This window comes from Virgibacillus salinus (genome assembly GCF_900102415.1).
Taxonomy (GTDB): domain Bacteria; phylum Bacillota; class Bacilli; order Bacillales; family Amphibacillaceae; genus Lentibacillus; species Lentibacillus subterraneus.
In genome coordinates this window covers 931808-946026 of sequence record NZ_FNKD01000001.1, presented here as the reverse complement: position 1 = coordinate 946026, position 14219 = coordinate 931808, and the positions used below count along the sequence as shown (strand labels likewise).

The window sequence follows — 14219 nt, the reverse complement described above, 5'->3', positions numbered from 1 at the left end:
CATTCTTTACACTGGAAACGAATTGATTTCGGTTACCTGCTGGGGCTGCTGCCCTCTTAGGAATGCAGTTACACCAGTTTTGGAAAGCTCTTTAATTCCGTATGGCCTTAATAATGAAATTAACGCTTCAACCTTATCAGGTTTACCGGTGACCTGAATCGTCAGGCTTTCCCGGGAAACGTCAATGATGGATGCCCGAAACGGAGTAATTACTCCTTGAATTTCTGCACGCAATTGGCCGCTCCCTTTCACCTTTATCAATGCTAGTTCCCTTGCAACAATCGCCTTTTCTGTAATATCCGATACTTTCAATACATCAATTTGTTTGTTGAGCTGTTTGGTCAGCTGCTCCAGTTTCTGATGATCACCTACCTCGACAACAAAGGTCATTTTCGATATGCCTTCTGTTTCGGATGCACCAACTGAAATACTTTCGATGTTAAATTGCCGCTTATGCATCATCCCGGTTACTCGATTTAGTACGCCTCCTCGATTTTGAACTGTTGCACTTATAATTCGTCTCATTTTGTCACCCCTACCATTTCGTGAATTCCTTTTCCTGGGGCAATCATCGGATACACATTTGATAATTGAACAACTCGGCAATCAACAACAACCGGACCATCATATGCAAAAACTTCCTGCAATCTTTCTGTTACATCCGCTTCCTTGTCGATCTTCATCCCACGGATCCCGTAACTTTCAGCTAGTTTCACAAAATCAGGATTTGATGAAAAAACTGATTCAGAGTAACGTTCCTCATAAAAACTTTCCTGCCACTGCCTTACCATTCCGAGCGCCTCATTATTAACAATGATTACTTTAACAGGTAGGTTTCGTTCCTTAACTACAGAAAGTTCCTGAAAAGTCATCTGAAAGCCTCCGTCACCTACTAACGCAACAACAAGATCCTTAGGCGCTCCAAGTTGTGCACCAATTGCAGCGGGAAATCCGAATCCCATTGTTCCGAGACCTCCTGATGTCACCCAACGATTTGGTTTTTCCATTTTATAAAATTGCGCTGCCCACATTTGATGCTGTCCGACGTCAGTCGTAACAATTGCTTTTCCTGACGATTGTTTATAAACCTGTTCTATCAGCCATTGTGGCGATATTTCTTTATCCGACTGTTCATACCACAAAGGATAATCTGTTTTATTTACTTGCAGCTTTTTCAGCCAAGGTTCATGATGCATAGCCGGAACAGCCTTTTCCAGTAACATCTTCAACGCTTCATCCGCATCAGCAACAACAGGAATTTCCGTCTTAATATTCTTGCCGATCTCAGCAGGGTCAATATCAATATGTGCAACCTTCGCATTCGGCGCAAAATGTTTTAAGTTTCCGGTCAAGCGATCATCAAACCTTGCACCAATATTAATTAATAAGTCACTTTCATAAATCGCCATATTCGCCGCGTAAGTTCCATGCATTCCGCCCATTCCAAGTGATAACTTCTCTGATCCCGGATAAGTTCCTAGACCAAGTAATGTTGTTACTACCGGTAGCTGATGTTTCTCCGCAAACTGCTTTAAGTTCTCCGACGCATTTGCAAATTGAACACCCGCTCCAGCGAGAATAACCGGTTTTTCCGCACGGCTTAGAGCGTCAGCTAGTTTAACAATTTGTAACGGGTTAGGCTTTTTGGTTGGCTGATATCCAGGTAAATGAAAATCACTGGAAAATGTCTCTGTCGTTACAGCTGCTGATACATCTTTAGGTATATCAATCACAACAGGTCCTGGTCTTCCTGAAGCAGCAATATAAAAAGCTTCTTTCACGATCCTGGGTATTTCAGATACACGTTTTACTTGATAATTGTATTTGGTAATTGGAGTCGTAATCCCCAGCACATCCGACTCCTGAAAAGCATCCGTTCCAATTACACCACTTGCTACCTGCCCGGTAAATACGACTAGCGGTAACGAATCCATCATCGCGTCGGTAATACCTGTTATCAGGTTCGTTGCTCCCGGTCCAGATGTCGCCATCACAACGCCTGGTTTACCCGTAACCCTTGCATACCCTTCAGCCGCATGAACCGACCCCTGTTCATGCCGTGACAGCACATGCTGAAAAGATGCTTGACTTCGATACAACGCATCATAAATTGGGAGTACCGCCCCGCCTGGATAACCGAAAATTGTATCGGCACCAGCCTCTACAAGAGCATTCATCAACACATCAGCACCGGTCATCTTTTCTGTTACACTTACCATTTCAGGTTTCGCCTCCACTTTCACTATTGCATGCCTCCTTAAAATTAATTTTTTAGAAAACTTGGCTTATCGCCAATTTAGCAAGCCTTAGTTGCAATTATGCATAAGAAAGCTTTTTATACTTTCTAAAATTGCTTATAAAAAAAAAGACCCTTCTTTCCCCACACACCTGCCAATAAGCAGAATGAATGGGGAGAAAAGAGTCTCTTTTCACGGTACCACCCAAGTTTACAGCATCCTCACGAATCCTGCCTCACTAAGCTGACAAACAGCTTTTTTTGATAACAGGTATACCCGTGTATACCTGACAGAATCTAATTGGGAGCTTTATTTGCAACCCTTTCAATTCTGCACTCAGGGACGATGTCAGAACAACATGTAATTCCGGGCTTACAGCAACCCCGGATCTCTGTAAAAACATGGGCCATGTTCCTTTATTCCCATCATCGAGTTGATGATATTATTTGTATCTGAAAATTTGATATTGTCGATAATATTATACCGTTTCACAGCAAAGGTCAACCACTTTTTGAAAATTTTTTGATACTTTTGATTAGTCAAATAGTTTGAATGCGTTTACATTATGATTGCGATAAGAATTTCGTGCATATATTACATTTACATTACAGTGTAAAAGGGGAGATTTGTCCGCTATAAGGTTGAAGTTTTTTGATATCTGGTTGAAGTTCTCGATATTGGGATGAAGTTCAGATATCCGGTTGAAGTTCACATTTAGGTCGATATATTCATTTTCCAGTTGATAAACTAAATTTCAAGTCGATATCCTTCCATTACCGTTGATAAACCATACATCTGGTTGATATATCCGGTTTCAGGTTGATAAGGCAAATTTCAAGTCGATACCCTTCCTTTTCGGTTGATATATCCAATTTCCGGTTGATAAACATATCCGATCGAAGTTCTATAGATTCTTAACCACCAAAAAATAACCCCGGTATTATCCGGGGCATCAAAAAACTATTTAAAATCAGTCACTGCTCCTTTTGAAGAACAAGAAACCGTATGAGCATATTTACCTAAGACACCTTTTTTATACATAGGTGGAGCCGTCCATTCATCTCTGCGGCGCTGTAATTCATCTTCAGAAATCTCAAAAGAAATTTCCTTTTGCTCCGAATCAATCGTAACAAGATCATTTTCTTGTAAAAGCGCTACTGGACCGCCATCCTGTGCTTCTGGTGCAATATGACCTACTACAAGACCATGTGTACCACCGGAAAATCTGCCGTCCGTCAACAATGCCACTTTTTCACCAAGTCCCTTACCAACAAGCAAACTTGAGATTGACAGCATCTCAGGCATACCGGGGCCACCTTTTGGACCGACATAGCGGATGACTACCACATCACCCTCAGCAATCTTATTCTCACTAATTGCCGCCGAAGCCTCGTTCTCCGTATTAAACACACGTGCCGGACCAGTATGACGACTGACTTTCACACCGGAAACTTTCGCTACTGCGCCGCGTGGGGCTAAATTACCTTTCAGAACAATCAATGGACCATCCGCACGCTTAGGGTTATCAAATGGCATAATTACTTTCTGATCATCCTGCAATGGAGGTGCCTCAGCTAAATTCTCGGCAACTGTTTTTCCAGTTACCGTCAAACAATCCCCGTGCAAATACCCTTCTTCATAAAGAAGCTTCATGACTGCCTGCACACCACCTGCATTATGTAGATCCTGCATCACATATTTGCCACTTGGCTTCATATCAGCAAGGTGCGGTACTTTCGGTTGCATCCTGTTAAAGTCATCAATGGTCAGATCAACATCAATCGCATGGGCCATCGCCAGCAAATGAAGGACCGCATTTGTCGATCCGCCCAATGCCATCACTACCGTTATTGCATTCTCAAATGCTTTTTTAGTCATAATATCTTTTGGATAAATACCTTTTTCCAGTAAATGATACACAGCTTCACCTGCAGCAGCGCAATCAGCTGCTTTTTCCTTTGATTCAGCAGGATTCGACGAACTACCAGGCAAACTCATGCCCATTGCTTCCACAGCTGACGCCATCGTGTTCGCCGTATACATCCCACCACAGGCACCGGCACCAGGACATGCATTACATTCAATCGCTTTTAATTCCTGATCATCAATGTCACCGTTGCTGTGTTTACCAACTCCTTCAAACACCGACACAATATCAATATCTTTTCCACCGTGGGAACCAGGGGAAATTGTTCCGCCATATACGAAAACAGACGGTACCTCGCTATTAGCAATCCCAATCATACAACCGGGAATATTTTTATCACAGGCACCAATTGCCACAAGTCCATCTAAGCTTTCTGCACCAGTCACCGTTTCAATAGAATCTGCAATAAGATCCCGGCTTGGAAGTGAATAACGCATACCACTCGTACCCATGGAAATACCATCAGAAACAGTTATCGTGTTAAACATAAGTGGAACACCGCCAGCTTCTTTAGCACCTTTCTTGGAACTCATCGCCAAATCGTTCAGGTGGATGTTACAGGGCGTTACCTCACTCCACGTACTTGCAACACCAATCATTGGCTTTTTAAAATCATCATCCGTAACACCAACTGCACGAAGCATCGCACGGTTCGGTGCTCTCAAAAAACTATCACTGAAAACATTACTCTTTATCCGTAAGTCTTTTCCCATAACAAGCCCCACCTTTCTTTTGTAAAACTATTCTAATAATTTAATATAAAATTCTACCACTAACAGCTGAAAATGAAAAGGTATTTTTTAGAATAATGATGCAAAGATAGAGAGGAAGACTTAATATGAAAATGATAGAATAGTGCTAAATTGCTTAGAAAACTTGACATTCTTTAAAGAAATTTTTATGAAAGCGTATTTTGCTTTCTTAGGACCCCTTATACTTGAAGTGTAAGGCCATAATGGCGAGTGAGTTAGTTCACCTAGGCAGTTGGAAAGTATTTCTTAACTGACTGCTACAAAGTAATACTGCTAGATATGCTATCCTACCCTTAATTTTGGTAACTTAAAATAATTTTGTATTAGCTGTTTTTTTCATAGATGACTTTAGCCGTAATCAAATCAAAAATACCTATACCAACAGACTTAAACAATAAAGTTTTGTCCGAAATATCGTTCGGCCTATGTCGTTCCTTAATCATTTCTTCTAATGACATTGTACTGCTTTCATTTGCTCCAAATTGTTTCGCTCGAATCATATCCCCCGACTCGTGGAATGCACTAGATGCATCAACATAAAACTCATCTACTGCTGATAGAAAAGAATCAGGAAGTTCCTGCATGGAAGGCTTAAAAGATCCAACTGCCACAACTAGTTTCCCCTTCCAAACCGATGGCTCCATATTAGGCAAGACCGGTGTTTTGGATGTTGTCGTAGTAATAACAATATCTGAATTTATGATTAGTTCGGCCAATCCAGCCTCCTGTACAGTTAAATCAGGGAACTCTTTTTCTGCTTTTGAAATAAAATCATTTAATTTTTTGCTACTGCGATTATAGACATATACTGTTTCAATTGTTCTCACAGCGCATGCTGATTGCAAATGACTCCATCCTTGGGTACCCGTGCCAATAATTCCAATCGAGGAGGCATGCTGATCTGATAGATATTTCATCCCAAGTCCACCAAGTGCCCCAGTACGTAATGCAGTTATTGGCATTGCATCAAACGTCATAAGAGGTTCAAGTGTTTTACGATTATAAAGCACCATTAACCCATGTATCGTCGGCTTATCCAGCTTCGTATTGTTGGGTGCAACACCTACTAATTTTGTTGAATAGTAATCCCCATAAAATGCCGGCATTAATAACGCTGTGTTATCCTCATCATCAATATGCATGCGATCAGGAGTTATCTCATTACTAGACTTATCCTGCAGGTAATAGTCTTCGATAGAACTTATTACTTCCCTCATCGATATCGCTTTGTTTATTTCTTTACTTGATAACATGCCATACGTCCTCCTTTATTTTCATAAAATTATGTATTTTATCTTAACATAATATGTAAACAACCATCCTATTTCAGCACAAAATACAGTAGTGTGCAATGTTCGAAACAGCTTGTGTCGAGGCCTGTAATATTATTAATTTTTTTCAGACGATAGATTAACGTGTTGCGATGGATAAATAAATCTTCAGCTGCTTTACTTATATTCATATTGTTATTGCAGTAAGTGATGAAATCATGTTTTAGCTGTGAAAATGCATCATCGTTTATAAGTGGTTTCAAGCGTTGAACAAGTATCTTTTGCATGTTTAAACCCAGCTGATGTGGAAGCATCTCAATTAATATATCCCAATCGAAATAAGAATAAATTTTTGGTGTGATCATGGATTCATGCGAGAATTTTATAAGCGAATCTGCTTCCCAATATGATTGAGCTACATGGTCCAGCGACGAGCAGATATTTCCCGAGGCAATAATTACATCACTGAGTTTATATACCTGAAACATTTCCAACAAATGAATGCTGCAATTCCTAAAGTCATTCATAAACTTCTGAAAATCTTCTTCACTATTAGTACACTTTAAAAATACAATTCTCTCAGTGTTTAAGAACGCACATATATCTTGTTGATTCCCGCTAAATGCGCGAACAATACAGTCCAGTATTGTTTTTTTCATGCGCTCTGGCGGGATATGTCCATGTTTATCTTGCATATTCTTCAATAAATAGTCACCGATATCTATTACAATACAAGTACGCTTCCAATTTGGTTCAATATGAAGCAACTCACAATAATGACTGATTTGTTCATGATTAATAGGTTCATTTAATAGAATATACTGGACAAACGATTCCAATGTCATAGCTTCCAAATTCTCAATTTGAACATGGAGTGTTTCCTGCCACATCATCTCCACATATTTCTTCACCAGATACGCATAGGATTCAACTTCTTGCGGATTTCCAATAATACCAAGGACACCAACAGGCTTGTTTTCAAAATTAAGAGGAACAGCAACTCCTGGCAATACATTATCCATATGGATTGTTTTTTCTTCAGTAAATAAAATGACTTTATTAGCTTTGATAACCTCAATTGAGGGTGTATGTATCGTTCCAATTCGCAAAGGATTTGTATCTCCGATTATATAACCTTGTTCATCACTTACACTAATTGGAAATGGCAATATTTCTGAAACCGTTTTCACTGTATTTTGTGCAAATTGTACAAAGCCTTCCATCACAGTTTCCTCCCTCACATAACCTGTTCACTTTAATATTATCACAATATTTTAAATAATAATACACTTCACTTTCCACTACTAATTTTGTGTAAAGTGCCCATAGACTTTACTGTGAAAAATACGTTATAAATAAAATGTTAAGAATTATCTAACTATTAATCAGAGGTGATTTAATGCAAAAAACATCAGATATCATCATTATTGGCGGGAGTGTAATCGGTTCGAGTGTTGCTTATAACCTGCTAAATGATGGTTACACAGGCAAGATTACAGTTTTTGAAAAAGACCCTATATATGAATTTTCCTCAACGCCTAGAAGTGCTGGAGGCATCCGCCAGTTATTCACCACAGCAATCAACATTCAAATTAGTCGCTACAGTTTAGAACGATACAAAACATTTCCTGAAGACATGGCAATCAACGGTGAAAAGGCTGAAATAGACTTTCAGCAACGAGGCTATTTATTCCTAGCTAAAAATGAAAACATGGATCAATTACAAAAGCAAGCGAACTTACAACGCGAATATGGTGTTCCATCTGAATTTTTGTCACCTGAGGAATTAGTAACCATTATTCCTGAATTAAACACAGATGATTTACAAGGAGGGTTGTATTGTGCAGAAGACGGATATCTTGATCCCTATTCGGTCATGCAAGGCTATGCCAAAAAGGCAAAACAGCTTGGGGCCACTTATGTATATGAACCAGTTGAAACGATAATAAAAAACAATCGGGGTGTTACCGGTGTACAATTAGAAAATGGCGATACATATCACGCACCAATCGTTATAAATTGTGCCGGTCCTTGGGCACCAGCATTAAGTGAAACAATTAACTGTCCTGTGCCTGTTATTCCATTAAAAAGGCAGATTATCCAGTTTGACATTGCAGAACCTTTAACACATAAACTGCCTCTAACTGTTGACCCGACTGGGGTTTATTTTCGTCATGAAGGACAGAGTCTGATTGTAGGGTTCTCGGAAAAAGTCAAACCAGGAATCGACTTTAAATGGTCCCGCGAACTTTTCCTGGAGCAATTATGGCCTATTCTCGGACATCGGATTGATAATTTTCTATACGCAAAGGTCATCAGTGGCTGGGCAGGAATGTACAGCCATAATACAGAGGATCAAAATGCGATTATCGGTGAACATCCAGAAGTAAATGGTTATTATTTAGCCTGTGGGTTCAGTGGACATGGTATGCAGCAGGCGCCAGCTGTGGGTAAAGGTTTGTCCGAATTAATCCGTACAGGAAACTATCAAACACTTAATTTATCACCGCTCCGATTTGAACGTTTTGAAGAAAAAGATTTACTTATTGAAGGTGCAATAGTGTAATCTATATCGACTATAGAAGGAGGATGATTTAACGGTCTCAAGCTAAGATTTATGCACTAGTATTATGTAAGCGATTACAAAAAATGGAGGTTTTACGAATGAATATAATATTAATCGAATTTATTCTGTATTGCTTAGTAATATTGACTATTGGTTACTATTTCAGTAAAAAAAGTAAGACACATTCCGATTTTTTACTGGGTGGAAAAAAGTTACCTGGATGGGCACTTGCCTTTTCCGAACGTGCAACTGGTGAATCAGCATGGTTACTCTTAGGGTATACCGGTTTTGTATTTATGACAGGGTTATCAGGGGTTTGGGTAGCTGCCGGTATCGCAATTGGTATTTTATTTGCCTGGCTATTCCTAGCCAAGAAATTTATGAGGGAGACCAATAAATATAACGTCCTCACACTCCCAGATTACCTTGCAGCACGTTTTGGTGAAAAAGCCAATATTATTCGCTGGCTGACAAGTATCCTTATTGCGGGATTTCTAATGTTTTATGTAGGCGCACAAATGGCTGGTGCTGGCAAAATGCTCTTCACAACATTTGGTATGTCCCCCACAGCTGGCGTTATTCTAGCTACTATTATCATAATTATTATTGCATTTGCTGGCGGTTTTATATCAGTAGTTTGGACAGATATGATTCAAAGTATCATGATGTTAATCACCTTAGTTATTTTACCGATTGTCGCACTTATTTACATTAACACAAACGACTTATCAATCAGTCAATCACTTGCTGATGCAGGTAATTCGTACAATAATTGGTTTGGTGGTTTGACTGGATTTGCTCTTGGCGTATTATTCTTCAACAACTTCTCATGGTTCTTTGGATTTTTAGGGGGACAGCCACAGCTTAGCGCTCGTTTCATGGCCCTTAAAAATGATAAAGAAGCTAATCAAGGCAGTGTAGTTGCAATCATATGGACAGTTCTCGCTTACAGCGGGGCATTCCTAATCGGTATATGTGCAATTGCGATGTATAGTCAGGGATCTTTTGCCGATGTCGAAATCATTCTGCCTACTATGATTCTGGACTTAATGCCTCCTTGGATTGCCGGAATTCTACTTGCAGGAATCTTGGCTGCAATTATCACCACTGCTGATTCACAGCTAATGGTTGTTACAAGTTCTGTCAGTGAGGATATTATTCACAAAGCAATGGGTATCGATTTAACCGAGAAACAATTAATCTGGATCTCGCGTGCTTCTGTTGTATTTTTCGGATTAGTTGGAATGACAATTGCTCTCGTATCTGAATCGTTGCTTTATCTTGTTGTCAGCTGGGCCTGGGCAGGAGTCGGGTGTACACTGTCACCAGCTATTCTAATGACATTTTTCTGGAAACGTTACTCGGGTGCTGGTGTTATTGCTACTATCCTATCAGGCTTAATATCTACATTAATTTGGATTAGCACACCACTTGAAGAAATGATCACATCAAAGTTCTCCACCTTTTTCATAGCTCTATTTTTCGGTATCGTATTTAGCTTATTAATGCCAGATAGGGACGAGAAGATAGAGTTAGGTACAACGGAAGAAGCATTATAATGATTATAGTTGGAGGAAGTGCCTTAGGTGCTTCCTCTTACTATAATAATCGAACCTCAAGTCAAGAAAGTGGCATAAAAAGTAAAATAAATTTTTTCCTGAAAGATGCCACTTTTTTTGTTTCACGTTCGATTGTAGTATAAATAGAACTACTTGATTAATTTAGTTATTCCGATCAGACAAAATCCGCTAAATACCGGCAAATCGCAGGCACCACGCATTTTAATCTGGAGCCATGTATTCGGTGTACTCCCAGGTGGTAATGTATGCATCGGTACAACAAGTTCTTGCTGCAATTCTTCCAGTAAAATAACGGCCTGATTACCATCTTCAATTCGGTCCAATACTCCGGCTGTAATCAGTTCTGAATTGACGTCAGAATCCAGGTAAGTCAATGACAACAAAAACAGTACCAACAGGTAATACTTCCAGACAATATTCATGAGTTGCTCCTTGTTTAACTTTTTTTCTATTATGACAAGATAGATCGCAATTTGCACATAACGATAATTGGAAAAGCGGAGCAGACATCTAAGGGAAAATTAAATTCTTTCCTTAGAAAAAATTAAATTTTCACGTACAAAACTCAGTTCAAAAATCAATTATGATCATTTTGTATATAGATTTTCCCTAATAGCTCTGATACGCTTAAAGATAAGCAATAGTTAGGCGATTGGGGAGACATTAAGATGACCAAAAAATATTTATTTATTCTAATTTTCGCTATTCTGGTAGCATGCGGCCAAAACACAGATCAAGGTTCAACTGATCAACAAAAGGGCACAAACCATTCGGAATCAGTAAAAGATTCATTACAGGATAAGGAGAAACCGAAAGAGCAAGATTCAAACCAAAGCGAAACCGATGGAGCTACCAAACCAATTTCAGATGATAAACCTGTTAAAAAGAGCAATTCATTATCAGATTTGAAGGTTCACTACATCGATGTTGGACAAGCTGACGCTACCCTTTTTCAATATAAGAGTAATGGTGAGCAATACACTATATTATTTGATACTGGAGATTGGCAAGGAAATGAGGTGGCTAACTACCTTTTAGCACAAGGTGTTTCTTCTATCGATGTGCTCATTGTCAGTCATGCTGATGCTGATCACTCCGGGCAATTGGCAGATGTCATGAACACATTTGATGTTGGCGAAGTTTGGATGTCTGGAAATGAAAGTTCATCACAAACATTTCAACAAGGTATGAAAGCTGTTCTGGCAAGTGATGCTGACTACGATGAGCCAAGAACCGGAGACACGTTTGAAATTGGTACGATGGACATAACCGTTCTCCATCCAAGCAGTATTTCTGGCAACACAAACGAAGAATCCATTTCCGCAAAATTCACATATGGCGACATGAGCTTCCTGTTCACTGGCGATGCTGATCGTGATAGCGAAATGGAAATGGTAAACAGCGGAAATAATGTTAATGCTGACATTGTGCAATTAGGACACCACGGATCCAACACATCCAGTAGTCCAGCCTTTATTGATGCAGTAAGTCCTGAAATAGCCATTTACAGTGCAGGAGCAGATAACCAATATGGACACCCTCATGCCGAAGTGATTTCACTTATTCAAAACGCTGGGATCAAATTATATGGTACTGATGTTCATGGAACGATTGTTGTAACAACGGATGGAAAAGACTATACCATCCAAACAAAAGAAGATGGCACAATCAGCCCAAGTAACAGCGATTCCTCAGATAACTCATCCAATAATGATACAAATAATCAATCAACTAGCACGGAAAATAAGACAGCAACTAGGGACTGTATTAACATCAACAATGCATCATCTAATAAATTGCAGGAAATTATCCATATCGGTCCGGCACGTGCAGAGGATTTGATGAAATTACGTCCATATCAATCAGTAGATGATTTAACAGATGTTAGTGGAATTGGTCCATCGCGGATAGCCGATATCAAAAGCCAAGGCTTAGCATGTACAGGAGGATAAAACATGAGAGGAATACTAGATCGATTTGAAGACAATAACAAAGCCGTCATCCTCATTGAGGAAACCAAGGAAGAAGTGGTCATTCCGGTTGATGAATTACCTAATGGCAGCAGCGAAAATACGTACTTCATTATGGAAAAAATAGACGATAAGTACCAGATTGTTTCGATTGATGAAGCAACCACCCAAAAGGAAGCTGAAGAAACATCTGATTTAATGGCAAAATTACGTGCAAAAAGTAAAGGGAGTAAGTTTAAGAAGAAGCAATAATATGAAAAGCCGAAATCCTATATGGACTCCAGCTTTTAGTTTATTTATCGATAAAAATTGACAAAAATCGGGAAGTGACAGGCACCACTACAATTCTTCTTTAATATCATAATTAGGCAATACCAGCACTTCTACTCGTCTGTTTTTTGCCCGATTTTGATCATTGGTGTTCGGTACTAGTGGTTTATGTTCACCAAACCCCTTTGCACTGAATGTTCTTGGGTCAAGTTTGTCATTCTCTAGTATTAAACGCATGAAGTTAACCGCTCGCATGACACTTAAATCCCAATTCGATGAGAATTTACTAGTACGAATTGGCCGTTCATCTGTATGTCCACTGACTACTATTTGATGTGGTGGATCCGTGTACAAAAAGGTTGATATAGCACTTGCAATTTTCCTGCCTTCTCCCCTCACCACCGCGCTTCCAGAATCAAATGTTACATCATTGATAATAGTAACTAATAATCCTTCTCCAGTTAACTTTGTTCCTAACTTTTCGGCAAGATTGTTTTCAGTTATATATTCATTTATTCTCTTCTGCAGCAATTCCAATCTATTTAACTCTTGTTCACTGTCACTTAACTTTTCTTCTTTTTCCTCTTCCTCAGGTTTTTCAGTCTCCTCTTCATCCTCTTCCACATCCTGAGGCATCTCTACTGTGCTATTACTTTCTTCTAGTATCCCATCGCCCCCGGAAAACTCACTATTAAACACGCGAGAGAGCTCCTCATATTTTTTTGCATCTAGCTCACTCATCGCAAATAAAACTATGAATAATGCCAGGAGCAGCGTTAATAAATCCGCATAAGGAAGCAACCAGGATTCACTCATATGAGTTTCATCATTCTTTTTCTTTCTGCGCATCTGATCCCTCCTGGTCTAACTTCGATAACTCTTTTGGAGATAAATATGAACTTAATTTATCCCGAATCAGCTGTGGGGATTCACCATTTGTTATGGATAAGACACCTTCAATTATGATTTGTTTCATCAGCACCTCTTTTTTTGATTTCTCTTTAAGTTTGTTTGCAAAAGGGTGCCACAATACATAACCAGAAAATATACCAAACAGAGTTGCGATAAAAGCCGAAGAGATAGCATGTCCTAAAGCCTCCATGTCATTCATATCACCTAAAGCAGCGATTAAACCGACAACCGCCCCCAACACACCAAGCGTTGGAGCGTATGTACCAGCCTGTGAAAAGACGGAAACACCTTTCTGATGCCTCTCTTCCATAGCGTCAATTTTTTCTAACATAAGCTCTCTAATAAACTCCGTTGATTGCCCATCAACAGCCAACTGGATGCCTGACGACAAAAAACTGTCATCCACCTGTTCTATTTTAGACTCAAGCGATAGTATTCCTTCTTTCCGAGTAAGCTCTGCCCATTCAGTAAATCTATCAACAGTTTGTTTTACATCGTTCTGCTTATCTTCCTTAAATAGTATTATAAATAGTCTCGGTACCTTTTTAATCGTTTCCATTGGAAAAGCAATACACACAGACGCAGCTGTTCCGAAAAATATAATAATAAAAGCAGCAGGATTAACTAACGCTGCGGGATTAACACCTTTAAGTGTCATACCTATCCCAATAGCTAAAAATCCGATAAAAATGCCAATAATTGATGTCTTATCCATCATTATGTACCTCCTTGAA

12 protein-coding genes are annotated in these 14219 nt (G+C 39.4%); 4 read left to right on the top strand and 8 right to left on the bottom strand.

Annotated elements, in window-relative coordinates; translation table 11 throughout:
- Nucleotides 1-6 precede the first annotated feature (6 nt).
- The 5 genes from ilvN to BLS02_RS04435 form a co-directional block, all read right to left on the bottom strand.
- Nucleotides 7-525: an acetolactate synthase small subunit gene (gene ilvN / locus BLS02_RS04455; RefSeq protein WP_092491749.1), complete on the bottom strand. Its 519-nt coding sequence runs from the start codon at nt 523-525 to the stop codon at nt 7-9.
- Complete coding sequence (ilvB, locus tag BLS02_RS04450) at nt 522-2243, bottom strand: biosynthetic-type acetolactate synthase large subunit (protein WP_092491748.1); 1722 nt, start codon at nt 2241-2243, stop codon at nt 522-524. The genes ilvN and ilvB overlap by 4 nt, the downstream gene beginning before the upstream one ends.
- Before the next feature lie 954 nt (nt 2244-3197).
- A complete protein-coding gene (gene ilvD / locus BLS02_RS04445; RefSeq protein WP_092491747.1) occupies nt 3198-4877 on the bottom strand; it encodes a dihydroxy-acid dehydratase in 1680 nt (559 codons plus the stop codon).
- Between the two features lie 362 nt (nt 4878-5239).
- A complete protein-coding gene (locus BLS02_RS04440; RefSeq protein ID WP_092491746.1) occupies nt 5240-6169 on the bottom strand; it encodes an ornithine cyclodeaminase family protein in 930 nt (309 codons plus the stop codon).
- A gap of 68 nt (nt 6170-6237) precedes the next feature.
- The gene (locus tag BLS02_RS04435) at nt 6238-7410 is read right to left on the bottom strand and encodes a CdaR family transcriptional regulator (RefSeq protein ID WP_092491745.1); all 1173 of its coding nucleotides are present in this window, start codon (nt 7408-7410) and stop codon (nt 6238-6240) included.
- Nucleotides 7411-7586: 176 nt separating this feature from the next.
- On the opposite strand from BLS02_RS04435, the gene BLS02_RS04430 reads away from it, so the two are divergent.
- Entirely contained in the window at nt 7587-8753 is a 1167-nt protein-coding gene (locus BLS02_RS04430; protein WP_092491744.1) for an NAD(P)/FAD-dependent oxidoreductase, read from the top strand.
- A 98-nt stretch (nt 8754-8851) separates the two neighbouring features.
- Nucleotides 8852-10312, top strand: a complete 1461-nt coding sequence (locus BLS02_RS04425) for a sodium/proline symporter (protein ID WP_092491743.1) — start codon at nt 8852-8854, stop codon at nt 10310-10312.
- Nucleotides 10313-10461: 149 nt separating this feature from the next.
- On the opposite strand, the gene BLS02_RS04420 is transcribed toward BLS02_RS04425, so the two are convergent.
- Nucleotides 10462-10755, bottom strand: a complete 294-nt coding sequence (locus BLS02_RS04420; protein ID WP_092491742.1) for a DUF3006 domain-containing protein — start codon at nt 10753-10755, stop codon at nt 10462-10464.
- A gap of 246 nt (nt 10756-11001) precedes the next feature.
- Here BLS02_RS04420 and BLS02_RS04415 point away from each other — a divergent pair, with 246 nt between their 5' ends.
- Both BLS02_RS04415 and BLS02_RS04410 read left to right on the top strand, forming a co-directional pair.
- On the top strand, nt 11002-12285 hold the full coding sequence (locus BLS02_RS04415; RefSeq protein ID WP_092491741.1) for an MBL fold metallo-hydrolase: 1284 nt from the start codon (nt 11002-11004) through the stop codon (nt 12283-12285).
- Between the two features lie 3 nt (nt 12286-12288).
- A complete protein-coding gene (locus BLS02_RS04410; protein WP_092491740.1) occupies nt 12289-12555 on the top strand; it encodes a DUF3006 domain-containing protein in 267 nt (88 codons plus the stop codon).
- Between the two features lie 87 nt (nt 12556-12642).
- On the opposite strand, the gene motB is transcribed toward BLS02_RS04410, so the two are convergent.
- Nucleotides 12643-13422: a flagellar motor protein MotB gene (gene motB, locus BLS02_RS04405; RefSeq protein ID WP_092491739.1), complete on the bottom strand. Its 780-nt coding sequence runs from the start codon at nt 13420-13422 to the stop codon at nt 12643-12645.
- A complete protein-coding gene (motA, locus tag BLS02_RS04400; RefSeq protein ID WP_092492230.1) occupies nt 13400-14200 on the bottom strand; it encodes a flagellar motor stator protein MotA in 801 nt (266 codons plus the stop codon). The genes motB and motA overlap by 23 nt, the downstream gene beginning before the upstream one ends.
- Nucleotides 14201-14219: the final 19 nt, after the last annotated feature.

Excerpts from the sequence above, each read along its gene's own strand:
- ilvN (WP_092491749.1), bottom strand. The coding sequence starts at position 525 with ATGAGACGAATTATAAGTGCAACAGTTCAAAATCGAGGAGGCGTACTA.
- ilvD (WP_092491747.1), bottom strand. The coding sequence starts at position 4,877 with ATGGGAAAAGACTTACGGATAAAGAGTAATGTTTTCAGTGATAGTTTT.
- BLS02_RS04440 (WP_092491746.1), bottom strand. The coding sequence starts at position 6,169 with ATGTTATCAAGTAAAGAAATAAACAAAGCGATATCGATGAGGGAAGTA.
- BLS02_RS04435 (WP_092491745.1), bottom strand. The coding sequence starts at position 7,410 with ATGGAAGGCTTTGTACAATTTGCACAAAATACAGTGAAAACGGTTTCA.
- BLS02_RS04430 (WP_092491744.1), top strand. The coding sequence starts at position 7,587 with ATGCAAAAAACATCAGATATCATCATTATTGGCGGGAGTGTAATCGGT.
- BLS02_RS04425 (WP_092491743.1), top strand. The coding sequence starts at position 8,852 with ATGAATATAATATTAATCGAATTTATTCTGTATTGCTTAGTAATATTG.
- BLS02_RS04420 (WP_092491742.1), bottom strand. The coding sequence starts at position 10,755 with ATGAATATTGTCTGGAAGTATTACCTGTTGGTACTGTTTTTGTTGTCA.
- BLS02_RS04415 (WP_092491741.1), top strand. The coding sequence starts at position 11,002 with ATGACCAAAAAATATTTATTTATTCTAATTTTCGCTATTCTGGTAGCA.
- BLS02_RS04410 (WP_092491740.1), top strand. The coding sequence starts at position 12,289 with ATGAGAGGAATACTAGATCGATTTGAAGACAATAACAAAGCCGTCATC.
- motB (WP_092491739.1), bottom strand. The coding sequence starts at position 13,422 with ATGCGCAGAAAGAAAAAGAATGATGAAACTCATATGAGTGAATCCTGG.
- motA (WP_092492230.1), bottom strand. The coding sequence starts at position 14,200 with ATGGATAAGACATCAATTATTGGCATTTTTATCGGATTTTTAGCTATT.